This window comes from Brevundimonas sp. Br13, assembly GCF_055391505.1.
In genome coordinates this window covers 1,938,047-1,963,004 of the sequence record NZ_AP044008.1, presented here as the reverse complement: position 1 = coordinate 1,963,004, position 24,958 = coordinate 1,938,047, and the positions used below count along the sequence as shown (strand labels likewise).

General features: G+C 67.0%; 25 protein-coding genes, 1 tRNA gene and 1 pseudogene. 11 read left to right on the top strand and 16 right to left on the bottom strand.

The window, feature by feature from the left end:
* Positions 1-294, bottom strand: a complete 294-nt coding sequence (locus ACZ5M6_RS09660) for a hypothetical protein (protein ID WP_231681254.1) — start codon at positions 292-294, stop codon at positions 1-3.
* A 121-nt stretch (positions 295-415) separates the two neighbouring features.
* On the opposite strand from ACZ5M6_RS09660, the gene ACZ5M6_RS09655 reads away from it, so the two are divergent.
* Together ACZ5M6_RS09655 and ACZ5M6_RS09650 are read left to right on the top strand one after the other, a co-directional pair.
* Positions 416-580, top strand: a complete 165-nt coding sequence (locus ACZ5M6_RS09655; RefSeq protein WP_182713809.1) for a hypothetical protein — start codon at positions 416-418, stop codon at positions 578-580.
* A gap of 116 nt (positions 581-696) precedes the next feature.
* Positions 697-918, top strand: a complete 222-nt coding sequence (locus tag ACZ5M6_RS09650; protein ID WP_152950050.1) for a con-10 family general stress protein — start codon at positions 697-699, stop codon at positions 916-918.
* A 220-nt stretch (positions 919-1,138) separates the two neighbouring features.
* On the opposite strand, the gene egtB is transcribed toward ACZ5M6_RS09650, so the two are convergent.
* The 6 genes from egtB to ACZ5M6_RS09620 all read right to left on the bottom strand — a co-directional run bounded on the left by egtB (position 1,139) and on the right by ACZ5M6_RS09620 (position 9,568).
* Positions 1,139-3,298, bottom strand: coding sequence for an ergothioneine biosynthesis protein EgtB (egtB, locus tag ACZ5M6_RS09645; protein ID WP_464158348.1), 2,160 nt, complete (start codon positions 3,296-3,298; stop codon positions 1,139-1,141).
* A 114-nt stretch (positions 3,299-3,412) separates the two neighbouring features.
* Positions 3,413-4,639, bottom strand: coding sequence for an acyl-CoA dehydrogenase family protein (locus ACZ5M6_RS09640; RefSeq protein WP_182713811.1), 1,227 nt, complete (start codon positions 4,637-4,639; stop codon positions 3,413-3,415).
* Positions 4,640-4,744: 105 nt separating this feature from the next.
* Positions 4,745-5,050 carry an SCP2 sterol-binding domain-containing protein gene (locus ACZ5M6_RS09635; protein ID WP_182713812.1) on the bottom strand — a complete coding sequence of 102 codons (306 nt, stop codon included), beginning with the start codon at positions 5,048-5,050 and terminating at the stop codon, positions 4,745-4,747.
* Positions 5,051-5,324: 274 nt separating this feature from the next.
* Positions 5,325-5,603, bottom strand: a complete 279-nt coding sequence (locus tag ACZ5M6_RS09630) for a SemiSWEET family sugar transporter (RefSeq protein WP_287105213.1) — start codon at positions 5,601-5,603, stop codon at positions 5,325-5,327.
* A gap of 47 nt (positions 5,604-5,650) precedes the next feature.
* Positions 5,651-7,294: an amidase gene (locus tag ACZ5M6_RS09625; protein WP_464158344.1), complete on the bottom strand. Its 1,644-nt coding sequence runs from the start codon at positions 7,292-7,294 to the stop codon at positions 5,651-5,653.
* A 27-nt stretch (positions 7,295-7,321) separates the two neighbouring features.
* The gene (locus tag ACZ5M6_RS09620) at positions 7,322-9,568 is read right to left on the bottom strand and encodes a S9 family peptidase (protein ID WP_464158342.1); all 2,247 of its coding nucleotides are present in this window, start codon (positions 9,566-9,568) and stop codon (positions 7,322-7,324) included.
* A 109-nt stretch (positions 9,569-9,677) separates the two neighbouring features.
* Here ACZ5M6_RS09620 and ACZ5M6_RS09615 point away from each other — a divergent pair, with 109 nt between their 5' ends.
* Together ACZ5M6_RS09615 and ACZ5M6_RS09610 are read left to right on the top strand one after the other, a co-directional pair.
* Positions 9,678-10,493, top strand: a complete 816-nt coding sequence (locus ACZ5M6_RS09615; RefSeq protein WP_464158340.1) for a ferredoxin--NADP reductase — start codon at positions 9,678-9,680, stop codon at positions 10,491-10,493.
* A 149-nt stretch (positions 10,494-10,642) separates the two neighbouring features.
* Positions 10,643-10,975, top strand: a complete 333-nt coding sequence (locus ACZ5M6_RS09610) for a chorismate mutase (protein WP_152950036.1) — start codon at positions 10,643-10,645, stop codon at positions 10,973-10,975.
* Here the strand turns inward: ACZ5M6_RS09610 and ACZ5M6_RS09605 are convergent.
* Positions 10,972-11,325 (bottom strand): Hpt domain-containing protein, encoded by a 354-nt coding sequence (locus ACZ5M6_RS09605; protein ID WP_287106007.1) that lies wholly within the window; start codon positions 11,323-11,325, stop codon positions 10,972-10,974. The two genes, ACZ5M6_RS09610 and ACZ5M6_RS09605, sit on opposite strands and share 4 nt — an antisense overlap.
* Complete coding sequence (locus ACZ5M6_RS09600; RefSeq protein ID WP_287395962.1) at positions 11,325-12,737, bottom strand: amino acid permease; 1,413 nt, start codon at positions 12,735-12,737, stop codon at positions 11,325-11,327. Before ACZ5M6_RS09600 ends, ACZ5M6_RS09605 begins: the two co-directional genes overlap by 1 nt.
* A gap of 156 nt (positions 12,738-12,893) precedes the next feature.
* Between ACZ5M6_RS09600 and ACZ5M6_RS09595 the strand changes: the two genes are divergently transcribed.
* Positions 12,894-12,969, top strand: a tRNA-Lys gene (locus tag ACZ5M6_RS09595).
* 745 nt (positions 12,970-13,714) lie between these two features.
* Here the strand turns inward: ACZ5M6_RS09595 and ACZ5M6_RS09590 are convergent.
* Complete coding sequence (locus ACZ5M6_RS09590; RefSeq protein WP_464158337.1) at positions 13,715-13,963, bottom strand: response regulator transcription factor; 249 nt, start codon at positions 13,961-13,963, stop codon at positions 13,715-13,717.
* Positions 13,964-14,360: 397 nt separating this feature from the next.
* Here ACZ5M6_RS09590 and ACZ5M6_RS09585 point away from each other — a divergent pair, with 397 nt between their 5' ends.
* The 6 genes and pseudogenes from ACZ5M6_RS09585 to ACZ5M6_RS09560 all read left to right on the top strand — a co-directional run bounded on the left by ACZ5M6_RS09585 (position 14,361) and on the right by ACZ5M6_RS09560 (position 18,470).
* Positions 14,361-14,846 carry an RNA polymerase sigma factor gene (locus ACZ5M6_RS09585; protein ID WP_464158335.1) on the top strand — a complete coding sequence of 162 codons (486 nt, stop codon included), beginning with the start codon at positions 14,361-14,363 and terminating at the stop codon, positions 14,844-14,846.
* A 9-nt stretch (positions 14,847-14,855) separates the two neighbouring features.
* Positions 14,856-15,839 (top strand): FecR family protein, encoded by a 984-nt coding sequence (locus ACZ5M6_RS09580; RefSeq protein WP_464158333.1) that lies wholly within the window; start codon positions 14,856-14,858, stop codon positions 15,837-15,839.
* Between the two features lie 84 nt (positions 15,840-15,923).
* Positions 15,924-16,181: pseudogene (locus ACZ5M6_RS09575) on the top strand (STN domain-containing protein); the annotation flags it as partial.
* 100 nt (positions 16,182-16,281) lie between these two features.
* The gene (locus tag ACZ5M6_RS09570) at positions 16,282-17,172 is read left to right on the top strand and encodes a type IV secretory system conjugative DNA transfer family protein (protein WP_464158331.1); all 891 of its coding nucleotides are present in this window, start codon (positions 16,282-16,284) and stop codon (positions 17,170-17,172) included.
* Positions 17,169-17,762 (top strand): LPD7 domain-containing protein, encoded by a 594-nt coding sequence (locus ACZ5M6_RS09565; protein WP_464158329.1) that lies wholly within the window; start codon positions 17,169-17,171, stop codon positions 17,760-17,762. The genes ACZ5M6_RS09570 and ACZ5M6_RS09565 overlap by 4 nt, the downstream gene beginning before the upstream one ends.
* Positions 17,763-17,921: 159 nt before the next feature.
* Positions 17,922-18,470: a peroxiredoxin family protein gene (locus tag ACZ5M6_RS09560; RefSeq protein ID WP_464158327.1), complete on the top strand. Its 549-nt coding sequence runs from the start codon at positions 17,922-17,924 to the stop codon at positions 18,468-18,470.
* A 185-nt stretch (positions 18,471-18,655) separates the two neighbouring features.
* On the opposite strand, the gene ACZ5M6_RS09555 is transcribed toward ACZ5M6_RS09560, so the two are convergent.
* The 6 genes from ACZ5M6_RS09555 to ACZ5M6_RS09530 all read right to left on the bottom strand — a co-directional run bounded on the left by ACZ5M6_RS09555 (position 18,656) and on the right by ACZ5M6_RS09530 (position 24,808).
* Positions 18,656-19,837 carry an acetyl-CoA C-acyltransferase gene (locus ACZ5M6_RS09555; protein WP_464158325.1) on the bottom strand — a complete coding sequence of 394 codons (1,182 nt, stop codon included), beginning with the start codon at positions 19,835-19,837 and terminating at the stop codon, positions 18,656-18,658.
* Positions 19,838-19,861: 24 nt separating this feature from the next.
* Positions 19,862-20,989 carry an acyl-CoA dehydrogenase family protein gene (locus ACZ5M6_RS09550; protein ID WP_464158323.1) on the bottom strand — a complete coding sequence of 376 codons (1,128 nt, stop codon included), beginning with the start codon at positions 20,987-20,989 and terminating at the stop codon, positions 19,862-19,864.
* 3 nt (positions 20,990-20,992) lie between these two features.
* Positions 20,993-21,769: an enoyl-CoA hydratase-related protein gene (locus ACZ5M6_RS09545; protein WP_464158321.1), complete on the bottom strand. Its 777-nt coding sequence runs from the start codon at positions 21,767-21,769 to the stop codon at positions 20,993-20,995.
* Positions 21,770-21,780: 11 nt separating this feature from the next.
* Positions 21,781-22,758, bottom strand: a complete 978-nt coding sequence (locus tag ACZ5M6_RS09540) for an NAD(P)H-dependent flavin oxidoreductase (RefSeq protein ID WP_152950024.1) — start codon at positions 22,756-22,758, stop codon at positions 21,781-21,783.
* A 34-nt stretch (positions 22,759-22,792) separates the two neighbouring features.
* On the bottom strand, positions 22,793-23,965 hold the full coding sequence (locus ACZ5M6_RS09535) for an acetyl-CoA C-acetyltransferase (protein WP_464158319.1): 1,173 nt from the start codon (positions 23,963-23,965) through the stop codon (positions 22,793-22,795).
* An 81-nt stretch (positions 23,966-24,046) separates the two neighbouring features.
* The gene (locus tag ACZ5M6_RS09530; RefSeq protein WP_464158317.1) at positions 24,047-24,808 is read right to left on the bottom strand and encodes an SDR family NAD(P)-dependent oxidoreductase; all 762 of its coding nucleotides are present in this window, start codon (positions 24,806-24,808) and stop codon (positions 24,047-24,049) included.
* Between the last annotated feature and the right edge of the window lie 150 nt (positions 24,809-24,958).

Genomic DNA, 24,958 nt, shown 5'->3' with positions numbered 1-24,958 from the left:
TCAGCGGCGCATCAGCATGCCGATGATCACCCCTATGCCCAGGGCGTAGAGGGTGGTCCGCATCGGCTCGTCGCGGATGCCGTCGCGGGCGGTCTCGACCCGGCCGGCCACCTTGCTGCGGATCATGGCGGCGTCTTCGCGCAGAGCCTGACGCAGCGAGGTGGTGTCCTCGAAGCTGCGGGCTTCGCCCTCGGCCAGGATGGCGTCCGCCTGTCGGTCGAGGCGCTGGGTCGGGCCGTCGTCTTCCGTGACGATGTCATCGGGCGAGGAAGGGGCGATGGGGGTCTGGGTCATGGGAATCTCCGGGGTTCGGACACTGAACCGGCCCGACCGGATCCAGTTCCCCATGTCCGCGCCCAAAGCCGGGGGTGAACATTGGGGTGCGGGCCGCGTTCTCCATTCAGAGGAGAAGACCATGACCTATGTCGAACCTACGCCCCCCGGAACGCCGCAACCGGAAATCCAGCCCGAGCCGACGCCACAACCCGAGATCGATCCGGCCGACGCTCCGGACGAAATGCCGCCGATGGAGCCGGGCGGCGGCGGCGAAGGCGATTCCCGCCCCTATGCAGCCGTTTGAAGTCAAACCACAAAGACGTTCAGATCACCGCGGTAAAACGAAGTTACCTACGGAACCGTCACGGAGTCACAGGGTTCATTTCGGCAAGCGCAACGGCAGCACTGAAAGGAACACCGATGGACGGCCAGACCTCGCGACCCTCCGGCGTTTCCAAGCGAGGCTTCGCCTCCATGGATCCCGAACGTCAGCGCGAAATCGCACGCAAGGGGGGCGCAAGCGTCCCCAGCGAAAAACGAAGCTTCTCCCAAGACCGCAGCCTGGCCGCCCAGGCCGGACGCAAGGGCGGCGAGGCCTCGCACGGGCCGAAGAAGGACGCGGCTTCGAACGAAGCCGAGTGACACGGCTTCAGTGAGAGTCTGCAGGGCGGCGCGTCGAGGATGCGCCGCCCTTTTTCTTTTCCATGCACTCGCCCCCATGGCCGTCATCCTCGGCCTTGTGCCGAGGATCCATAGGCTCGGTCTTGCAGGGGGCACGACGCCCGGCGCCGGGATTATGGATCCTCGGCACAAGGCCGAGGATGACGATCTTATCTGTATAGACAGAAAGGAAGTGGCCCCCTCACCCCCGCAGCAAGGCCAGGGCCACGCGGGGTTCGGGCGAAACCTCGAAACCGGCCATGGACCAGCCGGACTCCTTGGCCAGGGCCTCGACCGAATCCGGCGTGAACTTGCGCGAGCTTTCGGTGTGGAGGGTCTCTCCGGCCATGAAGGTGAAGGCCCTGTCGCCGACGCGGGCGGCGGTTTGACGCAGCGCCTGAAGGTGCATTTCCATGCGCGAGTGATCCGGGTTCCAGACGGCGCGGTGGGCGAAGGCGTCCAGGTCGAAATCGGCGTCCAGTTCGGCGTTGGCGCGGACCAGGAGGTTCAGGTTGAAGGCCGCGGTGACGCCCCGGCTGTCGTCATAGGCGGCGACCAGGGTCGCAGGGTCTTTGACCAGATCGACGCCCAGAATGAACAGGGCCCCCTCCCCCAGCATCCGACGCGCCGAGGCCAGGAACCGCACCGCCTCCTCGGGCTCCAGATTGCCGATGGTCGAGCCGGGGAAGAAACCGATGCGCCGCCCCTGCGGCAAATCGTCCGGCAGGGGCGACAGATGTTCGAAATCGCCGAGAACCGGCTGGACCCGCAGGGCCGGATAGTCGGCGGACAGGCGGGCGACGGCGTCCAGCAGGGCCGTCTCGCTGATGTCCAGCGGCACATAGGCGCCGAGGTCGGGCGCGGCGTCCAGCAGGATGCGGGTCTTTTCGCTGGCGCCCGAACCGAACTCGACCAGGACGGCCTCGGGGCCGAAGTCGGCGGTCAGGGCGGCGGCCCGGTCGCGCAGCAGGGCCGTCTCCTGACGGGTCGGATAATATTCCGGCAGGGCCGTGATCTCTTCGAACAGGCGCGAGCCCTCGGCGTCATAGAACCACTTGGGCGGCACGGCCTTCTGGTCGCGGGACAGGCCCTGGACCAGGTCGCGCCGGAAGGCGGCCGTCTGGGCGTCCTCAATGAAACTCGTGCGCCCGCGCGGGGCGTCTTCGGCCAGTCTCAGACCCATGAAGGCCCACCTCTGTTGGGGATAGAAGAAGTTGCGATAGGTGACGCGGGCGTGGCCGTGCGGCGTGGCGAAGGCGCCGCCGCGCAAGACCATCTGATTGGCCATGAACTTGCCGTTGTACTCAGCCGCCGTGCCAGGCGTCGGCTGGAAGCCGGGGTAAGGGGCGTAGGCGCTGGACGTCCACTGCCAGACCTCGCCCGACAGGTTTGAGAAGGCGTCGGGCGCCGTGGTCGCGGCATGCTCCCACTCCGCCTCGGACGGCAGGCGCTTGCCGGCCCAGCGGGCGTAGGCGTCAGCCTCATAGAAGCTGACATGCCGCACCGGGGCGGTCGGATCGACCGGGGCGCGGCCGATCAGGCTCAGGACCGTCCAGTCGTCGCCGTCGCGGCGCCAGTAGAGGGGCGCGGTCCAGGCCTCGGCCTTGACTGTGGCCCAGCCGTCGGACAGCCACAGCTCGGGCCGGGCGTAGCCGCCGTCGGCGATGAAGCCCAGCCAGTCGCCGTTGGTCACCAGGTCGGCGGCCAGGGCGAAGGGTTCCAGCCAGACCCGGTGCGACGGCCCCTCATTGTCGAAGGCGAAGCCGGCGCCGCCATGACCGATCGAGACCAGGCCGCCCTCGAAGACGACGGCGCCGCCGCGCGCGGCCTCAGGCGGGGCCTGTCGCGGCTCGACCGCATAGGCGGCCGGGTCCAGCGGCGAACAGGCCATCAGGTTCAGCAGGTCCATCAGGAACAGCTCCTGATGCTGCTGGTCGTGGTGCAGGCCCAGTTCGAACAGATAGCGCTGATGGCCGCTGGACGGCCCCGAGGCCAGCCAGGCGGCCATGCGGCGGTCGATCTCGCGCCGATAGGCCAGGACCTCGTTCACCGAGGGCCGGGTCATCAGGCCGCGCTGGGGCCGGGGCACCCGCTCGCCCAGGGCCTCGTAGTAGGAGTTGAACAGCTGCTGGAAGCGCGGATCGACCGGAGCATAGTCCGGGTCGGCCGACAGGATCATCGCCTCGAAGAACCAGCTGGTGTGGGCCAGGTGCCATTTGCTGGGGCTGCAGTCCGGCATGGACTGGGCCGCCAGATCCTCGGGCGACAGGCCTTCCGCCAGGGCGGGCATGGCGCCCCGGATCGCCCTGAAACGGGTCACGTCGGACGCCGCCCGCGTATCGGGCTCCAAGCGCGCATTCATCTCAGCCGTTCCGTCCCCGCTTGCGACGCCCCGGCTGGCCTCGCGTCGTCCTGTCCGGAAAACGTCAGGCGCCGCCAGGGGTTCCCTCGGAAGCGGACGGCGTGACGCCGTTTCTCAGGCCGAGGGTCTGCCGCCGTGTTTGGCGTACTCCAGCCGGGCGATGGCGCGGTTGTGCACCTCGTCCGGGCCGTCGGCGATCCGCAGGGTGCGCACCGTGGCGTAGAGTTCGGCCAGGGGGGTGTCGGCCGAGACGCCGGCGCCGCCGAAGGCCTGGATGGCGTCGTCAATGACCTGAAGCGCCATGCGCGGGGCTGCGACCTTGATCTGGGCGATCTCGGAGCGGGCGTTCTTGGCCCCCGCCTCGTCCATCATCCAGGCGGCCTTCAGCACCAGCAGGCGACACATCTCGATATTGGTGCGGGCCTCGGCGACCCGCTGCTCCCACACCGAATGTTCGGCCAGCTGTTTTCTGAAGGCGGTGCGGTTCAGAAGGCGGGTCACCATCAGCTCCAGCGCCCGCTCGGCCGCGCCGATCACGCGCATACAGTGGTGGATACGGCCCGGGCCGAGGCGCCCCTGAGCGATCTCGAATCCCCGGCCCTCGCCCGCGATCAGGTTCTCGACCGGCACGCGGACGTTCTCCAGCACCACCTCGGCGTGGCCGATGGGCTTTTCGTCATAGCCGAAGACCGACAGCATCCGCTCGACCCGGAAGCCGGGCGTATCGACGGGGACGATGATCTGGGACTGCTGGGCGTGCGCAGCGGCGTCCGGATCGGTCTTGCCCATGACGATGGTCACGGCGACGTTCGGATGGGCCATGTTGGTCGACCACCATTTGCGGCCGTTGATGACATAGTGATCGCCGTCGCGCTCGATCCGGGTCCGGATATTGGTGGCGTCGGACGAGGCGACCTCGGGCTCGGTCATCAGGAAGGCGGAGCGGATCTCGCCCGCCATCAGCGGCTTCAGCCAGCGGTCCTGCTGGGCCGCGTTTCCGTACATATGGAGCACCTCCATATTGCCGGTGTCGGGGGCGTTGCAGTTGAACACCTCGGCCGTCCACAGGTGGCGGCCCATCATCTCGGCGAGGGGGGCGTATTCCAGGTTCGTCAGGCCGGCGCCCCCGTTCTCTCCGTCATGGCCGCCCGGCAGGAACATGTTCCACAGGCCCGCCTCACGCGCGGCGGCCTTCATGGCCTCCATGACCGGAGGCTGGCGGTTCGGGTTTTCGCGCACCTGGGCGAAATAGTCGGCCTCGCGCGGGATGACCTGTTCGTCGAGAAAACGGCGCACGCGGGCGTGCCAGTCCAGGGCGCGGTCGGAATGTCTGAAGTCCATGTCGTTTCCTCGTTTTTCGGTCGCGCCTCTGACGGACGCTGAAGACGAAAACGGCGCGGCCCCCGAGGGGAGCCGCGCCGCAGACAAGTATTGATCAGCGAGCCATCAGCGCTTCAGCAGCGGGGCCAGCTTCTGGGCGATCATCATGTCGCCGGCGATCTTCAGCTTGCCCTGCATGAAGGCCATCATCGGGTCCAGCTTGCCTTCCGACAGGGCCATGAAGTCGTCCCACTTGATCGAGACGGTGGCGTCGGCGGGCTTGTCTTCGTTGGTGACGGTGTTCGGCACGGAGGCGCCGTCGATGAAGATCTTGCCCTCGTCGCCGAGGTCGAGCTTCACGGTCTTGCCGAGGCCGGAGTTGTCGCCGACGGCGGCGCGGATGTGTTCGGTGACTTGGGCGAGATCAGGCATTGGGGGCGTCTCCCTTGGACGTTGAGGCTCCTGCCGTAGCCCGCATCGCGCGGGGCGCCAAGATCACGTCGGGTAAAGCTCTCGTCACTTGTCCGGTGAAGAGCCCGAATAGAGACTGGCCAGACCAAGGGCGGCCATGAAGAAGACGAAGGCCGCGACGATGGCGGCGACGAAGGGGACGGCGTCATGGGGCATGGGAAATCTCCTCAGCCCCACCCTCGCGCCGCCTCCGCCGCCTCGCCTTGATCCGGATCAAACCTGCAGAATCGGGCCGTCAGGCTTCGGGATCGCCGTCGCGGAACCGCCATTTCATCACCAAAACCCAGGACGCCATGACCAGGGCGCAGGAATTGGCCAAGGTGACGGGCCAGGCCTGGGTCATCACCCCATAGACCACCCACAAGGCGAAACAGGTCACGGTCAGGGAATAGGTCCTCAGACTGACGGAGGAGGCGTCCCTCTCCTTCCAGATCTTGAGCGCCTGGGGTGCGAAACTGGTGACGGAACAGACCGCTGCGGCCGAGCCGACGATATTGGCGATCAGGTCGCTCATTCGGGGAGAATCGGCTTTGTCATGAAGGCCCAACAGCGGACCGCCGATCAAGGTTCCTGATGGATGGGCGCGAGCACAGGCGCGACGGCGCGCGTGCTGTTCAACGAGGCTGAAAAGGCCGGCGCGACCCGCTGCGGTCCCAACTGTTCAAAGGCGTAGCCGAGCGCGAGCACCCGCGCATCCTGCCACTGGCCGCCGATGAAGCTGAGCCCCACCGGAAGCCCGCCCACCTGCCCCATGGGCACGGTCAGGTGGGGATAGCCCGCCACAGCCGGCAGCGTCGAGGCCGAGCCCAGATAGTGGTCGCCGTTGACGACGTCGGTCATCCAGGCCGGGCCGGTCGTCGGCGCGATCAGGACGGCGACGTCATTGTCCTTCAGCAGTCGATCGATCCCCTCGGCCCCGGCCAGACGCAGCGAGGTCTCGCGCGCCGCCACATAGGCGGGGTCGGACAGGCCCCCGGTCGCCTCGGCGGCCTCGAACAGGTCCTGGTCGAACAGGGCCAGCTCGCGCGGGGTCGCGCGGTTAAAGGCGATGACGTCCGCCAGAGTGCGGGTCTTGACCTGGGCCCGATCGGTGGTGGCGAGATAGGCGTTCAGATCCGCCTTCAACTCCGTCAGCAGGACGGTGAATTCCGCGCCGCCGACAGCGTCCATATCCGGTCCGTCCTTGATCTCGATCAGGACGGCGCCCGCCTGGCGCAACCGCTCCAGATTGGCTTCAAAGACGGCGTCCGTGCCGTCGGAATAGCCGGTGAGGAACCGAGCGACGCCGATGCGAACCCCGCGGAGACTGGCCGCCTCCAGAGCCGCCGCATAGTCGGTCTTGCGGGCGTCAGCCTCAGCCGTCGCCGGATCGGCGGGGTCGGAACCGGCGATGACATTGAGCACCAGGGCCGCGTCCCTGACCGTGCGGGTCATCGGCCCGGCCGTATCCTGGCTGTGGCTGATCGGCACGATCCCCGTGCGCGACACCAGGCCCACAGTGGGCTTGAACCCGACCAGACCGTTCATCGCCGCCGGACAGGTGATCGATCCGTCCGTCTCGGTGCCTATGGCCACGATGGCGAAACCCGCCGCCACCGCCGCGCCCGATCCCGAGGACGAGCCGCAGGTGTTGCGGTCGCGGGCGTAGGGGTTTCGGGTCAGGCCGCCCACGGCGCTCCAGCCGCTGATGGAGTGGGACGAGCGGATATTGGCCCACTCCGACAGATTGGACTTGCCGATCAGCACCGCCCCCGCCGCGCGCAGCCGGGCCGTGATCGGCGCGTCGCGGTCCGGCTGGTTCGCGGCCAGGGCCAGGGAGCCCGCCGTGGTCGGCATGCCGCGCGCCTCGACATTGTCCTTGATGACCAGGGGCACGCCGTCCAGCGGCAGGGCCTGTCCGGCGAGGCGGCGGGCGTCGGAGGCGCGGGCGTCCTCGAGCGCATCGGGGTTGATCGCGATCAGGCTGTTGATCGCGGGACCGGGCTCGCCGAACCGGCCTTCGACGTCATAGGTGCGAATCTGGCTGAGGAAGAAGCGCGCCATCTGCTCCCAGGAGCCGTAGGGCGTCCGCTCGCGCTGAACCCAGGCGATGTCGGCGTTCGGCGGCGGCGGCGGGGGCGGCGGCGTCTGCGCCGAGGCGAACGGCGCCGCGACGCCGGCGAGGACGACGGCGAACACGCCGGCCAAAAGCTTGGTCTTCAACATGTTCGCCCCTGCGCCTTGGTTCAGTCGTCAGTCCGCCGTCTCAGCCCTCTTGCCGATCGTGCGGTCCAGGAAGTCGAGATAGGTTCGCCATTGCTGCAGTTGCCTCGGTTCGCCGCGGACGCCGTGTCTCTGGCCGGGATAGAGCATCATCTCGAACGGCGTGCTCTTGGCCTGGAGGGCGTCGATCACGCGGGTGGCGTTGCCGAAGATGACATTGTCGTCGGCCATGCCGTGAAGGATCAGCAGACGGCCGGTCAGGTCGTCCAGGCGCGGCAGGATGTCGGTGGCGGCGTAGCCGTCCGGATTGTCCTGGGGCGTGGACATGTAGCGTTCGGTGTAGTGGGTGTCGTAGAGGCTCCACTCGGTCGGGGCGGCGCCGGCAAGCGCCGAGGCCAGTCCAGCGTCCGGATCGGTCAGGGTCAGCAGGCTGAGGAAACCGCCGAAGCTCCAGCCCATGACCGCGATATGGTCGCCATCGACATAAGGCAGGGTTTTCAGCCATTTGGCGGCCAAAGCCTGATCCTCGACCGCAGGGATGCCCAGGCGGCGATAGATGCTGGTCTCAAACGCCTGGGACCGGTCGCCCTCGCCGCGGTTGTCCACGCGGAAGACGATATAGCCGGCCTCGGTCAGCAGCTGGTTGGTCAGGGGCTGCCAGCTCTTCTGCACGCCTGCGCCGGTGCCCGGACCGCCATAGACCTGCATCACCACCGGGTACTTCTTCGACGGATCGAAGTCGGGCGGGGTGGTCATGCGCCAGACCAGGGTTTCCCCATGACTCTGCATCGTGCCGAACTCGGGCGCCCGCAGACGCGAGACGTAGGGCGCGAAGGGGTGATCGGCGTCGAGCCGGTTTTCCTCGATCCAGCGGATCCGCGTGCCGTCGATCCGGTACAGGGCCGACTGGGGCGGGGTGGCGGGATCGGAATAGTTGCCGACATAGGCGGTCGCCGGCCCGTTGACCGAGACGTTCCACCAGCCGCCGGCGGGGGTCACCGCCACCGGATCGACCGTGCGGTTCAGGCTGGCGCGGAACATCTGCTGTTCGATGGGCAGTTCCTTGCCGTCGCGCATCGAGGCGGTGAAATAGACCTCGCCGGTCTGTTCGTTTACCCCGTCCAGATGTTTGACCGGATAGTCGCCGTGCGTGATCGCCCGCAGCTGACGCCCGTTACGGTCGTACAGATACAGGTGGCGCCAGCCGCTGTCCTCGTTCGACCAGATGAAACGGCCATCCGGCAGGACGTGGAAGTCGTTGTTCAGATCGACCCAGGCCTCGGCCTTCTGGCTGAGGATGACCCGCGATGCGCCGGTGGCCGGATCGACGCTGAGCAGGTCGAGCGTCTTCTGGTCGCGCGACTGACGCTGGACATACAGGGTCTTGCCGTCATGCGACCAGTCGACCCGCGCCAGATAGATGTCGGTATTGGCGCCCAGATCCACCTTGACCCGCGCGCCGCTCTGAAGATCGCGGACATAGAGTTCGACCAAGGCGTTGGGGCGGCCGGCGCGGGGATAGCGCTGCTCGACCATGGTCGCGCCGCCGCCGGTGATCTCGAACCGGGGCACGACGTCCACCGGGCTTTCGTCCACGCGGGTCAGGGCGATGTAGCGTTCGTCGGGGCTCCACCAGTAGCCGGTGTCGCGATCCATCTCCTCCTGGGCGATGAACTCGGCCGTGGCCCAGGTGATCAGACCGGCGCCGTCGTCGGTGATCGGCGTCTCCTTGCCCGTGGCCAGATCATAGATGACCAGGTTCTGGTCGCGGACCCAGGAGACATAGTTGCCCTTTGGCGAGACCTTGGCGTCGATCTCGTCGGCGGGGGTCTCGGTCAGGCGGCGCACCTTGCCGTCGGCGCGGCTGGCCAGGAAGATGTCGCCCTCCAGCGGCGCCAGGATGTAGCGGCCCTGCTGGTCCCAGGCGTATTCGACCACGCCGCGCGCGCTGATCCGCATCCGCTCGCGCCGGGCCTTTTCGGCCTCGGACAGTTCGCCTGCATCGGGAACCAGGGCGCGGGCGTCGATCAGCTTATAGGGCTCGCCTTCGCCGGTGGGGGCGGCCCACAGGTCCTGGACGTCCACATTATCTTCGCGCGAGCGCAGGAAGGCCACCAGCTGGCCGTCCGGCGACAGGCTGACGCCCTTGGCCACGGGGCCGTTCAAGCTGGGGCTGGAGAAGACGCGCTCGGGCGTCAGAATGTTGGAGGGCGTCTCCTGGGCGACCGCTGAACCGGCCGAGAGGAGGATGGTCGAGGCGAGAAGAAGGGTGCGCATGGTCGGCGACGCTAGCGACGCTTCTGCAAGCCGTCACTAGGAAAAGTGGTCGCCGCCCGGAGCGCTTTTTCTTCCCTGCGACCGGTTCTCAGACTAGAGAGGCCGCACCATGACCGACGCCGCCCTCTCCCCCGCCCCTGTGAAAGCCAGTCCGTTCAACGAACTTGAGGTCCTGTGGGTTCGCCACTGGACCGACAGCCTGTTCAGCTTCGGCGTGAAACGGCCCGAGGACTTCCGCTTCCGTTCGGGCGAGTTCGTGATGATCGGCCTGCCCGGCGAAGACGGCGGAAAGCCGATCCTGCGCGCCTATTCCATCGCCAGCCCCTGCTGGGCCGAGGAGCTGGAGTTCTTCTCGATCAAGGTCGCCGACGGCCCCCTGACCTCGCGCCTGCAAAAGATCGTGGCCGGGGACACGGTGCTGATGGGCAAGAAGCCGACCGGCACCCTGGTGCTGGACGCCCTGACCGGCGGCGAGCGGCTGTTCCTGATCGGCACGGGCACGGGTCTGGCGCCCTGGCTGAGCGTGGCGCGCGATCCGGAGACCTATTCCCGCTTCGGCCATGTCTATGTGATCCATACGGTGCGCAACGTCGCCGACCTGGCTTACCGTGACTTCTTCACCCGCGAGATCCACGACGACCCCCTGATCGGCGACGAGGCCAGGGCGCAGCTGACCTATTATCCCACGGTCACGCGCGAGGAATTCCAGACCCCCGGCCGCATCACCGACCGGATCAAGTCGGGCGACTTCTTCCGCGACCTGGGCCTGCCCGAAGGCTTCGATCCGGCCAAGGACCGCGTCATGCTGTGCGGCTCCATGGCCATGATCAAGGAGGCCGGGGAACTGCTGGAGACCTATGGACTGAAGGAAGGCTCCAACGCTGAACCGGCCGACTATGTGCTGGAGCGGGCCTTCGTCGGCTGACACTTGAATAATCCGCTCATCCCGGCGAAAGCCGGGACCCAGATCTTTGGGCGATCCCTGTCTCTCGACGATCTGCGCCCTTGATCCCAGACACCAGTGTGGCGAAAGCACTGGGTCCCGGCTTTCGCCGGGATGAGCGGAAAGTTTTGATGCACCACCCTGCCCTTGTCGCCGTCGATCCCCGCGTCGATCCTGCCGAATGCCAGTCCATGGCCGAGGTCCGCCAGGGCGTCGACGCCCTGGACCGCGCCCTGGTCGCCCTGCTGGCCGAACGCCAGCGCTATATGGAGGCGGCCGCCCGCATCAAGCCCGACCGCGACGCCGTCTTCGACCAGGCCCGGATCGACGACGTGGTGGCCAAGGTGCTGACGGCCGCGCAAGCGCACCACCTGTCGCCCGAGATCGCCGAACCGGTCTGGCGGCTGCTGATCGACCGGTGCATCGCGCACGAGTTCGCGGTCTACGACCGGACTCGAAGCTAGGCCTTAAGCCCCCGCAGCATCAGCTCGTGGCGATAGGCCGCGACGTCGGCCAGCGCGGCGTCCAGGGCGTCGCGCACCCGCTCCAGCGCCGGCGCCGCCAGGGCCTGTTCGACCGTTTCCGCCTGGGCGCAGATCGCCGCCAGGTCGCCGGCGCCGATCCCTGCGGCCGCGCCCCGGATGGTGTGGACTCCGTCGCGCCAACCGTCGGCCCTGGGATTCAGAAGCACAGACCAGAGGGCGGCCTGTTCGACGAACAGGCACAGCACCTCTTCCGAAATCGCCGCGTCGCCGCCGGTCATGCCCTCCAGCACGCTGAAGTCGACGGCGCCGGTCAGGTCGCGACGGGCCATCAGGCGGCCTCTTCCTCGCCCTTGGCCAGACGGGAGTTCCGAGACGACCAGGCCAGATAGATGAGGACGCCGACCCCGTTCCAGACGACGAAGCCGATCTGGGTCACCGGCTTCAGGCTAAGGAAGAAGACCACGCAGCCGATCACGGTGACGGCGCCGACCAGGGGCCACAGGGGCGCCTTGAACACCCGCCGGCGGCCCGGCTCGCGAATCCGCAGCACGATCAGGCAGACGCCCACGGCGCAGAAGGCGGCCAGAGTGCCGGCGTTGGCCAAGGAAGCCAGTTCGTCCAGCGGCAACAGCCCGGCCAGGATCGCCACCACCACAGCCGTAAAGACCGTCACCACCGCCGGAACGCCGCGCGCCGAGACCTTGGCCAGCCGACGCGGCAACAGGCCGTCGCGCGCCATGCCCAGGAAGATGCGGCTCTGGCCGAACAGGAAGGCCAGCAGCACGGTCGGAAGCGCGATCACCGCCGCCGCCGCGATCCACTGGGCCGCCGTGCCCTGCCCCATTTGGCGCAGGATCAGGGCCAGGGGCTCGGGGCTGTCGGCGAAGTCGGAGACTGGCCGGGCGCCGATGGCGGCGGCGGCGACCACCAGATACAGGGCCGTGCAGACCAGCATGGAGCCGATGATGCCGATGGCCAGGTCCCGCTCAGGCTTCTTGGTCTCCTCCGCCGCCGTGGAGATGGCGTCGAAGCCGTAGAAGGCGAAGAAGATGATGGCCGCCGCCGCCATGACCCCCGTCTGGACGAAGGGGGCGCCGAAGCCGTTGGGCATGAAGGGGGTGAAGTTCTCGGGCTTGAAGGCCGGCAGGGCGATGGCGACGAAGACGACCAAGGCGGCGATCTTGATGACCACCAGGACCGCGTTCAGGGTTGCGCTCTCCTTGGTGCCCAGCAGCAGCAGGCCGGTCACCACCCCGATGATGGCGACGGCCGGCAGGTTGATGATTCCCCCGGCGTGCGGCCCCGCCGTCAGGACCGCCGGCAGATCGACACCCAGGCCGGTCAAAAACCCAACCGCATAGCCCGACCAGCCCACCGCCACGGCCGAGACCACCAGCGAATATTCCAGGATCAGGCTCCAACCGACGACCCAGGCGATCATCTCGCCCAGAACGGCGTAGGAATAGGTGTAGGCGCTGCCCGCCGTCGGCATCATGGTCGACAGTTCGGCATAGGCCAGGGCGGCGCAGACGCAGACCAGGCCCGCCAGGCCAAAGCTGATCAATACCGCCGGCCCCGCCAGACCCGCCCCGACCCCGATCAGGGTCAGAATGCCGGTGCCGACGATGGCGCCCACGCCCAGGGCCAGCAGATGCGGCCAGCTGAGCGTCGGCTTCAGCCGCGGCCCGTCGTGCGGCGCCGTCATGACATCGATCGAACGACGCCGGTTCCAAAAGGCCATGATGCTCACTCCCCCACCGTCTTTGCGGCTGATTCGGCCGAGACCATGCCCGTCAAAGAAAGTTTGCGAAAGCGCTTGCCAAGCCCGGAACGGGTGGGTAGTAGGAGCGCCCTTCGGCGAGGCGCTCGTCTTCGCCGAAGTCGCGACGATCGGTGTGGGTGATTAGCTCAGTCGGTAGAGCAGCTGACTCTTAATCAGCGGGTCCACAGTTCGAACCTGTGATCACCCACCATCGTCGCCTCAAATCGCTGAAGATTTCCCCGTTGGGGGCAAACTCGCCGTTTCAGCAATCCAGAAAAACGGTAAGAAAAACGGTGAAGCGGAAGAGCGTCACCTTCGCCAGAACACGCCCGCGCGCCCCCTAGTGGACTATAAATGGGATTTATGGACGGCTTCGCTTCACTGCGGCGCTGCATTCCCGCCAGGACAAAGTGGAGCAGCGATCGACGCCCCGTCATCTCGCCACCGCGACCTTGCGGGCTTCGGTTCCGGCCCAAGGCGCAGGAGAATCGCGCCGTCAATAATCAAGAGAGAACAATGGCAGAGGCGCGAGATCTGATGAGCCGCTTCGTTCGGACACCCGAGGCCGGCAGGCTTTTAGGGCTCTCTGCCCGAACGCTCGAAAAACATAGAACGTGCGGCACCGGCCCGATCTATCGCAAACTTGGAGGACGGGTCGTCTATTCGTTGGCCGATCTCCGCGCGTGGGCGGACACAGATGTCAGGACCTCCACCAGCCAAACTGCAAAGCCTCATCCGAGCCCTGCATCAGAGGCAGAGCTTCGTCGCGGTATCTAACCATGTTCGGCGCCGCCGCAGGGAATCGACATCTCGCCGTGCGCGCACCAGAATGGCGTCTGGCGGGTTCCGGAACGGATAGGCGCTGATCTTGAGCCGGGGGACGCAGCGCGTCGGCGGCGATCAGAGCTGAAACCCCCGGCTTCCGTACAGAAGTTCCAGACCCGCCCCCCTTTCCCTCATGACGATACCCCCTCGGGGTCGATCAGGCCGCTGCGTACCGCCACGGCGACCGCCTCAATCCGGGTGCGGACCTTCAGTTTCGCACAGGCTTTTTCGATATAACTGTCCACCGTGCGCGGCGAGAGCCCTACGATCTGCCCGATGTCGCTGGAACTCTTGCCGCGACTGACCCACAGGAGGCACTGGGCCTCGCGGCCGCTCAGCACCGTCGAGCCTCCCCGATCAGACCGAGCGTCAAAGTCCATGACAATTCCCTCCGGTTTCGGACGGTTTCACGGTGCGATGAAATCGACGGTCCGGCAACGACAGTGAATTGCGGACCATCCGCCAGATTTTTGCGGAAATTGCAGATTTTGGCCGCCGTCCTTCGCGCCTCACGACAGGCCGAAACAAGGCGGACGCCGTTGACGCCACGCCGCAGCGCCTTTGGGTTGCGCCAAGCCGGGGTTTGATTCATGCTCGACTCGCCGACGTCCGCGTCGGTGGGGCCTGGAATCCCCTGTGCGACATCACATCATCGACGGCGCCGCGCGACGCGGATGTCCGACGGCGACGGCTTGCCGGCGCGGCCTCGTGCGCGTGCGCGGTCCTAAAGCCGCATGCGGATTCCGGACCTCTCCATCAGACGCCGGAGAGGCCTGGGTGACGGACGCAAAGCCGCTGGACGGGGAGGATCGGGACGGGGTCAACCGTCTCTACCGGCTTTACGCCGGCTGGCTCACGCGCCGGCTGCGCGCGGAGGTAGGAGCGGACGCCGCCGACGACTTTGTTCAGGAGACCTATCTCCGGGCGGCGCCCCATAGCGCCGGGATTCGTCACCCCAAGGCGTTTCTCCTGCGGATCGCGCGGAACCTGTTGAAGGACGAGGCCCGACGAGACGCCCGGCAGCGTGAGACTCCGGCGATATGCAATCCCACGGACAGTCAGCCCGCCTCCCAGTTGGACGAAGCCCTGCTGGGTCAGGTGGTCCGCGGGATGCCGCCGCTGTATCGCGACGTCTTCGTTCTGAACCGGTTTCGCGGTATGACCTATGCCGAGATCGCCCGAACGCTCGGCGTCAGCCCAAAGACTGTGGAATGGCGGATGGCCCGGGCGCTCGAGTATTGCGCGTCTCGGCTGGACCTTTAGGCAAGACGGATGACGATCGAGGCTGACGCCGAAATCAGGCGCAAGGAAGCGGCCGACTGGTTCGCCCGCCTCAATCAGCGCAAGGTGACGACGGCCGATGTGCGCCGGTTCAGCGCCTGGCGGCGCGACCCCGAGAACGCCCGCGCCTTCGCCCGGCTGGAGGCCCTGTGGTCGGCGACGGTGCCCCTGGGCCGGTCGCCCGACATCCAGATCCTGACGGAGGCGGCCGCGAGACCGCGTCGTTCCCGCCCATCCCGAAACCCTCTTCGGGACCGCCTCGTCCCGATCGGCGCGGTCGGCGCCCTAGCGCTCGCGCTCGGCGCCGCCGGTTTCGCCTGGCTGGCGTTGCGGCCTGCGACCTATGCAACCGAGATCGGCGAGCAACGCAGGGTGGCGCTCGCCGACGGCTCCCGTCTGATCCTCGATACGGGCTCGCGAGTCTCCGTTCGCTTCGCCGGCGACCGTCGCACCGTCGCGCTCACCCAGGGTCAGGCGATGTTCGACGTGGCGAAAGACGCCTCGCGGCCCTTCGTGGTCCGGGCGGGCGACACCGAGGTGACGGCGCTGGGGACACGGTTCGACGTCCGCCGGTCCGGCGCCGGCGCGCGGGTCATTCTGGTGGAGGGCCGGGTGGCGGTTCGAAAACCCGCAGCCTCTGACGCGCGATGGTCGTTGTCGCCCGGCCAGCAGTTGGTCACCTCGGCGCCGCGCCCGAAGGTCACGCCGGTCAATGTCGTCGCCTCCACCAGCTGGAGCGCCGGGCGTCTGACCTTCGACAAAACCCCGATCGCAATCGCTTTGGCGGAGATCAATCGCTACAGCCGCAGTCCGATCGTGCTTCAGGACGCGCGGCTCTCGTCGGTGCCTGTCAGCGGCGTGTTCAATGTCGGCGACATCGACGGCTTCGTGGCCGCTCTCAGCGATCTCTATGGGCTGGACGCCACTGTCTCCGACGACGGCCGGATTCTGCTGGGATCCGCCTCCAAAAAATAATCTGACGACAGACTTAGGGTCAGTTGCACCGCCCGACGTCTCTTCCCTGCCCCGCACATCCGCGGGTAGACAACGGGGGAACTCATGCGTCAGGCCTTCACCTCAACTGCGCTCGCCGCGCTGATGCTCGCCGCCGCCACGCCGGTCCTCGCGCAATCGGCGGAGGCGGTGCGCAGCTACGACATTCCCGCCGGGCCGTTGGAGCGGGTCCTGCCCGCCTTCGCCCAGCAGAGCGGCCTGCAAATTCTCTATCCCTCGGCCTTGGCGGCAGGCCGCCGGTCGGCAGGCGTCTCGGGCGCCCACACGGCCGAGACGGCGCTGGGCCTGCTTTTGCACAACACCGGCCTGACCTCTTCGGCAGAGTCGTCCGACGGTCTTTGTTCTGATCGATCCCGCCGCGAAGGCGCAAGAAGACCCCGCCACGCCGGTTCTGGACGAGGTGGTGGTCACCGGGACCTATCTCAGGGGCGCCGACAGCCCGTCGCCGGTCACGGTTCTGACTCAGGCCGACGTCGACCGTCGCGGACGGGGCACCGTGGCCGAAACCCTGGCGGCCCTGCCGCAGAATTTCACCGGGGCGGCCTATGAGGGATCGGCTGGAACCGGCGCGGACCGCACCAACCGCAACACCGCCTACGCCACAGGGGTCAATCTCAGGGGGCTTGGGGCGGACGCGACCCTGGTGCTCGTCAACGGACGGCGGATCGCCGGTACGGGCGGCGCCGGCGATTTCGCGGACGTCTCCAACCTGCCCAGCAGCGCCATCGCGCGCACCGATGTCCTGCTCGACGGGGCTTCGGCCCTCTATGGACCCGATCTCACCGAGGACATTCTCACCAACTGCGGGGTGGAGGTCGTCTTCGCCCCCAAGGCCTTGCGCGTCGCCCAGGAGCTCAGCGAGCGTCTGGGCTACGCCACCGTGCCTGGCCTGAGCCGCAGCCGTCCGACCGGCCTGGCCGCCGGGCGCCGCAGCACTACCGTCTCCGACCAGAGGCGCGCGCTTCTGCTGCCCCAGGAACTGATGCAGCTGCCGTCGGACCGGCTTCTCGTGCTGGAGGCCGAGACCCTGCCGACTCGGGGGCGCAAGATCGTCTACTGGCGCGAGCGCGTCTTTGTCCGAAGGCTCCGGCCGGCGCCGGAGATCGCGGTCCTTGCCGTCCTCCCCTCGCCCGCTCCCGCCTCGGCCGAAGAGGATCCCCTGGATTTCGACGTCATCGCCCGCGCCTTCGCCGCAGAAGGCCTCCCCCCGCCGCCGCCCGGCGCCGACGCGGCCGCCGTCGGCGACCGGCTCGACCGCGTCCTCGACACCCCGGCGCGCGAGGTCGGCGCATGACCGAACCCGTCCCGCCCCGCGCCTCGACGCCGAACCGGCTCTCGCCCGGCGCCGCGAAGACCCATAGGTCCACCGCCAAGGGCGACCTCCCGGACGCCGTCCTCGACCGCTATCTGATCGAGCGGGACCTTCGCGGCCGGCCGGAGCGCTTCTTTCGCGACCATCGGGCGACGGAACCGATGTTTCAGGATCGCGGCCGGTCTCTGGTCGCCTACAACGCCTATCCCGACGCCGTCATCGACATGCTCAAGATCGCCCGGCATCGCGGCTGGACCGCTGTCCGGGTCTCGGGCGATCCCGGGTTTCGGCGTGAAGTTTGGATCCAGGCCCAGGCGCTGGGGCTGGAGGTTCAGGGCCACCGGCCGCGCGAGCGGGACCGGCAGGCCGCCGGGCTTGAGCCGCGCCCGGCTCTGCCGGCCGAGATCGCGGATCGGATGGTCCGCGCCGCCGTGGTCGTGCGCCGCCTCGTGCCGGACGCCGCACTCCAGACCCGGCTGATGGCCGAGGCCCTGGACCGCTTCCAGGCGCGCCGCGCCCCTGACCAAGCGAGGGACAGGCACAAGGCGCGCGACCGGAGCCGATCGCGCTAACCGCGCGCGCCGCCTCGACGCCGATGCCCTGGATTGCACCGACCTCCAGTCCCGCCCCAACTACTAGGCGGGACACCGCATCATTCCAAAGGCGCTCCGGCCGATCCTTCCACAACCCTATGGGGTTGTACGATCCGCTCACAACCGATTTCTTAGCCCTTGGCTGACATGGTGGCGCTCCAAATCTCGGTGACCGTTCTCCTATTCGGCTTTTCCGCAATGGTGTTTTTGGCTGCCCGATTGTCTGCGCGGGTCGCGGCGCTCGAAGCCAAGCAGTCGCCGGACGCCTCCCTGATCGGCCTGCCCCTGCCCTCGTTCACAGGACACTGCGCGATCGATGACGCCGCCGTGCATTCGCGAGACCTGCTTGGCCGGAACACGGTTCTGGTTTTCCTGTCGTCAGGGTGTCCGGATTGCACCAAAAAGAGAGAGATTCTGATCGACCTCCTGCCCGGCTTGTCCGCTTCGGATGTGGCGTTCTGGATCATACCGGCGGACGACGTTCATGGCGTCACGAACATTGTGGCCGGGAGCACGCTCGAATCCCACGTCTTGCGCCTTCCATTAGACATACGCCGGAAGCTAAATCCAAGAAACATGATTCCATCTTACCTTTTCGTCGATGAAAAGGGTCTGATTGTTGATCAAAGTCATATGGACGACGATAACTGGCTTGCCTTCGTGCAAGACATGAATACCGAAGACTGATCCGTTCGGCGCACCGAACGGTATCCGTAACCACCGGCGCAGTAAATGTCTCTATCCACCACTTTTACAATGCCTGAATCAACCGTCGGCCACCGGTAACCGTTTTCAAAAAGCGATACTGGGGAATATTGTACTTCAGCGACGTGATAGCTTTAATACATAGCAATTTTACCGCGTCATCGATGTCAGACCAGCTCAACCGCCATGGCGACGGCCTCGCCGCCCCCGATGCACAGGCTGGCGACACCTTTGGTTGCACCGCGCGTTAGAAGGGCCGCCAAGAGCGTCGTCAGAACCCTGGCGCCGGAAGCGCCGATGGGGTGGCCCAAGGCGGTCGCACCGCCGTTCACGTTCAGCTTGGCGTGGTCGATTCTCAGTTCCAGCATGGCGATCATCGGGACGACGGCAAAGGCCTCGTTGATTTCCCAAAGATCGACGTCCTCGACCGACCATCCTGCCTTGCTCAGCGCCTCGCGGATCGCGGGTACGGGCGCGGTGGTGAACAGGCCGGGCTCATGGGCGTGGGCCGCATGGCTGACGATGCGGGCGACGATCGGCAGCCCCATGGCCCTGGCCACGCTCTCGCGCGTCAGGACAAGAGCCGCAGCCCCGTCCGAAATAGAAGCCGAGGACGCGGCGGTGATAGTCCCTTCTTTGGCGAACACGGGCTTCAGGTCGGAGATCTTATCCGGCTTGGCCTTACCGGGTTGTTCGTCTTCTGTGATCGTGATGACGCCTTTGCGGCCGCTGACCTCGACCGGGGTGATCTCGGCCTTGAAGGCGCCGGAGGCGATGGCGGCGTTCGCGCGGTTCAGGCTTTCGATGGCATAGGCGTCCTGAGCCTCGCGCGTTAGCTGATAGGTCCACGCCGAGGCCTCGGCGAACGATCCCATAGGCTTGCCGGCGTCATAGGCGTCCTCCAAACCGTCCATCATCATGGAATCGACGATGACGTCGTGGCCGATGCGGGCTCCGGCGCGGTGCTTATTCATCAGAAACGGCGCGCCGGTCATGGACTCCATGCCACCCGCAACGATGATGTCAGCGCTGCCTGCCGCCAGGCTGTCGGAAGCCATGATTACCGCCTGCAGGCCCGAACCGCACATCTTGTTCAGGGTGGTGGCCTCGACGTTCTGGCCCAGACCGGCGCTAAGCGCCGCCTGACGGGCCGGCGCCTGACCAAGCCCGGCGGGCAGGACGCAGCCCATGTAGATCTGGTCGATCTTGTCAGGCGAAACACCAGCGCGCGCGACGGCCGCCCGGACGGCGGCGGCGCCCAATTCGGTGGCACGTACGCCAGCGAACACGCCCTGAAAACCGCCCATCGGCGTGCGGGCGAATGAGACGATGACGACGGGATCTGACATGGATTGCCTCAAGGCGACGACGGATCAGAGGGCGCGGGCGATGACCATGCGCTGGATGTCGGAGGTGCCCTCGTAGATCTGGCAGACGCGGACGTCGCGATAGATCTTCGCCAGCCCGTATTCCTCCAGATAGCCGTACCCGCCCAAGGTCTGAATGGCGCCGGAGACCACGGTTTCGGCCAGTTCTGACGCCACCAGCTTGGCCATCGAAGCCTCTGTCAGACAGGGAACGCCTGCGTCCTTGAGCGAAGCGGCGTGAAGCACAAGTTGGCGCGCGGCTTCCAGGCGGGCGGCCAGATCGGCCAGGCGGAAGCCGACGGCCTGATGCTCCACGATGGGTTTGCCGAAGGCGATCCGTGCCTTGGAATAGGCGACGGCGACCTCGAGCGCGGCCTGCGCCATCCCGACGCTCTGGGCGGCGATGCCGATCCGGCCGGTCTCCAGATTGGCCAGCGCGATCCTGTAACCGTCGCCTTCTTCACCCAAGCGAAGCTCGTCGCCGATCCGCATGTCGTCGAAGCTGAGGGCGCAGGTGTCGGACGCCTTCTGCCCCAGCTTGTGTTCCGGCTTGGCGATCGTCAGGCCCGGCGTTCCAGCCGGGACGAGAAAGGCCGACAGGCCCCGTTTGCATGCTGCTGGATCCGTCACGGCGAAGACGATGGTCAGACCGCTGATCCGACCGGATGTGATGAACTGTTTCGACCCGTCGATCCGCCACCCGTCGCCGTCGCGCTCCGCCCGCGTCTTCAACGCCGAGGCGTCGGATCCAGCGCCGGCCTCGGTCAGGGCGAAGGCGCCGATGATCTCGCCAGCGCAAAGTCTTGGCAGGAAGCGCGTCTTCTGGTCTGTCGATCCGTTACGAAGCAGGGCCGCGACGACAGGCGCATTGTGGACCGAGACCACCGTCGATAAGCCGCCGTCGGCAGCCGCCAACTCCATCAGCGCCAGGGCGTAGGACACATAGTCGGCTTCCGCCCCGCCGTATTCGCCCGGCGCCGTCATTCCCATCAGCCCCAGTTCGGCAAGTTCGCGGAACAGGTCGTCGGGATAGGCGCCGGCCGCCTCCCAGGCGGCGGCGTTCGGCGCGATCCGTTCACGCGCCATAGCCCGCACCGCATCGCGGACGAGGGACTGGGTCTCTGTCAGGATCATGGTTCAGCGACCCCGCCAGTCTGCAGCACGCTTCTCCGTGAAGGCCTTCGGTCCCTCGGCGGCGTCCTGGGACGCCAGCATCTCGACCATCGCGGGATAGGTCCAGACCGTCTCGGCGCTGACCTCGAGCGGCGTATCCAGCCCCCGCAAGACCGCCTCCTTGGTGGCCCGGACCGACATCGGGCTGCAGACCAGAATATCCTGCGCCCAACGTCGCGCAGCGCCCATGACGTCCTCGGCGACCACTTCGTTGACGAAGCCGAGGCGCAGCCCCTCGGTCGCGGAGACGGGCTTTCCAGTCAGCATCATTCCCATGGCGCGCTTGAGGCCGATCTCACGTGGGAGCCGCTCGATGCCGCCGCCCAGTGCGGCCAAACCGACCTTCGGCTCCGGCAGGGCGAATTTCGCCGTCTCCAGGGCCACGACGATGTCGCACGCCAGGGCCAGTTCGAAGCCGCCGCCGAAGGCGATGCCGTTGACGGCGGCGATGACCGGCTTGTTCAGGTCGAACCTGCTGCTGAGACCGCCGAACCCACGCGGCGGTGGACGTAGCACCGCGCCGTCAGCCAGCGCCGCCAAGTCCTGACCGGCGCAGAAGGCCTTGTCGCCGGCGCCGGTGAGGATCGCGACCCATTGATCGGGGTCGGCGGCAAAGGCGTCGAAGATGTCCGCCAACTCGGCATGGGCTTCGGCGTTCAAGGCGTTGCGGGCCTGGGGCCGGTTGAGGGTGACGATCGTCAGCGGTCCCTCGCGTTCGACCAGGGCGTATTGAAAGGTCATGCGGCGCAGTCCTAAATGAGCATTCCGGCCAAGCGACCGGCGATGATGGCTTCGGCGTCCGAGATCATCGTGGTGAGAAGGTCGGCACAGGTGGGGACGTCGTGGATCAGGCCCTGGACTTGACCGGCCCAGATCAGACCCTTGTCCAGGTCACCGGTCTCCAATGCCTCGCGGCCCTGAGCGCCGGACACCAGAGAACGCACGTCCTCGAACACCGCGCCTGGCCTTTGCGACCGCGCCACAACCTCGTCCGACACGCTGTTGCGCGCGACCCGCCCGGTATTGTGGAACTGGCGGAAGATCAGGTTGGTCGCCCGTTCGTCATTCGCCACGAAGAACTGTTTGATCCTGTCGTGGATCGGCGCCTCGACCGTCGCGCAGAAACGGGTGCCCATGTTGACGCCCTCTGCACCCAGCGCCAGCGCCGCCGCCAGTCCACGGCCGTCAGCGATGCCGCCCGAGGCGATGACCGGAATCGTGACCTTGTCCACCGCGGCCGGAATCAGGACGAGGCCTGGGATGTCGTCCTCGCCCGGATGACCGGCGCACTCGAAGCCGTCGATGGAAATAACGTCCACGCCCATGCGCTCGGCGGACACGGCATGCCGGACGGCCGTGCACTTGTGCAGGACGGTGATCCCGTGGGCCTTGAAGTCCTCGACATGTTCATGAGGCCTGTGACCGGCCGTCTCGACGATGGTGACGCCGCTGTCGATGATCGCCCGGCGGTACGCCGCGTAGGGCGGCGGGCTGACCGACGGCAGGATGGTCAGGTTCACCCCGAAGGGCTTGTCGGTCATCGTTCGGCAGCGCTCAATCTCCCGGCGCAGGGCGTCGGGCGAGCCTGGCGTCAGGCCGGTGATGATCCCCAGTCCGCCAGCGTTGGATACGGCGGCGGCGAGCTCGGCGCGACCGACCCACATCATGCCGCCTTGGACGACCGGATGCTGGATGCCGAGCAATTCCGTCAGGCGGGTCCGGATCGCCATCAGTCGCCTTGCCCCTGCAGACGGACCCGGCTCATCACAGCGCCTCCACGATGGTCACATTGGCGACGCCGCCGCCTTCGCACATGGTTTGCAGGCCATAGCGTTTGCCGCGCGCCCTAAGGGCGTGGATCAGGGTCGACATCAGCTTGGTCCCCGATGCGCCGAGAGGATGACCGAGGGCGATCGCCCCGCCGTTGACGTTTAGCTTGTCCGGATCGGCGTCCAACGCCTGGAGCCACGCCAAGGGCACGGGGGCGAAGGCCTCGTTTACCTCATAGAGGTCGATGTCCTGAATACGCAGTCCCGCGCGGTCCAGCGCCCGCTTCGTCGCCGGAATGGGCTCTTCCAGCATGATGACGGGATCGCCGGCGGTGACCGTGAAGTTATGGATGCGGGCGATCGGGGTCAGGTCGTAACGCTTCAGAGCCGCTTCCGAGACGATCAGCGCGCCCGAGGCGCCGTCGCAGATCTGGCTGGCGTTCGCAGCCGTGACCACGCCGCCTTCGACCAGGGTCTTCACGGACCCTATGCTGTCTATCGTGGCGTCGTAGCGGATGCCTTCATCCGTCGTATGCGATGTGAGGCCGTCGGGCGTCTGGACCTCGATCGGCACGATCTCGGCGTCGAAGGCGCCGGCTCGCGTCGCCGTCGTCGCCCGCTGGTGGCTGCGCAGAGCGTAGGCGTCCAGGGTATCGCGGTCGAACCCGTATTTCTTGGCGATCATCTCCGCGCCTTCGAACTGGCTGAAGACGTCGCGTCCGTAACGGGCCTTGATTCGGGCGCTCAGCGGCCCTTCGCCGATCCCCTTCTCCTGATGGAAGGACATGTTGGTGAACATCGGCACCCGGCTCATGCTCTCGGCGCCTGCGGCGATGATCACGTCCTGGGTCCCGCTCAAGACGGCCTGAGCGGCGAATTGAACGGCTTGCTGAGACGAGCCGCACTGGCGGTCAATGGTCAGAGCCGGAACCGACTCCGGCAGGCGCGAGGCCAGAACCGCATTACGGCCAAACGCGAATGCCTGCTCGCCGGCCTGGGTGACGCATCCCATGATGACGTCCTCGACGGCGGCCGGATCGATGCCAGAGCGATCGACCAGGGCGTTCAGGATTTCGGCCCCAAGGTCCGCAGGATGCCAGCCGGACACACGGCCGTTGCGACGCCCCCCTGCGGTGCGCAGGCTCTGGACGATATAGGCCTCAGCCATTCAGATCTCTCCTTGCGGGCGTGACAGAAGGCCCGAACGAGCGTCTCATCGGTTCAGAGGTGCTGCTCACCGTCCCGATCCTCAGCGGGGAGCCATACGAATGGCGCCGTCCAGTCGGATGGTCTCGCCGTTCAGCATGGCGTTGGTGACGATGGACTCGACCAGGTGGGCGTATTCGTCGGGGTCGCCGAGACGGGCGGGGAACGGCACCTGCTTACCCAGCGAGTCCTGGGCCTCCTGAGGCAGGGTGGCGAGGAGCGGCGTCAGGAACAAGCCCGGCGCGATGGTCGCGACACGTATGCCATAGCGGGCGAACTCTCGCGCGATAGGCAGGGTCATGCCGGCGATCGCCGCCTTGGACGCGGAATAGGCGGCCTGTCCGATCTGACCGTCGAAGGCCGCGACACTGGCGGTGTTGACGATCACACCGCGCTCTTCGCCGACAGGCTCGGCATCGTGCAGACGTTCGGCGAACTTAGACAAGACATTGAAGCTGCCGATTAGGTTGACCGTGATGATGCTGACGAAGTCCGCCAGCGGCAGCGCCTTGCCGTCGCGACCGATGACCTTCGCGGGCGGACCTATGCCGGCGCAGTTCACTAGGATGCGCGCCTTGCCGTAAACGCCCTCCGCCTCGTCCAGGGCGTTGGCGACAGCCGCCTCGTCCGCGACATCGACCACCGCGAACCGACCGCCGATACGCTCGGCGGTTTCGGCCGCCAGCCCGGCATTGCGGTCGAGGATGGTGACCTTGGCGCCGGCCCTGGCGAGACGAGCGGCGGTCGCGCCGCCCAGGCCCGAAGCACCTCCGGTGACGATGGCGGCGTGTCCAGCGATATTCATGAGTTCAGTCTTTCTCGGCAAATGACCGCCCCGAAGGCGGCCGATCACGACGCCAGGCGGGGCACGGAGAGTGGGACAAGCGCCCGAAGGCGGCTTCGGGTTCGCGAGTGCGGGACGACGTCGCGTTCAGCGACACCGACCAGGGCGCCC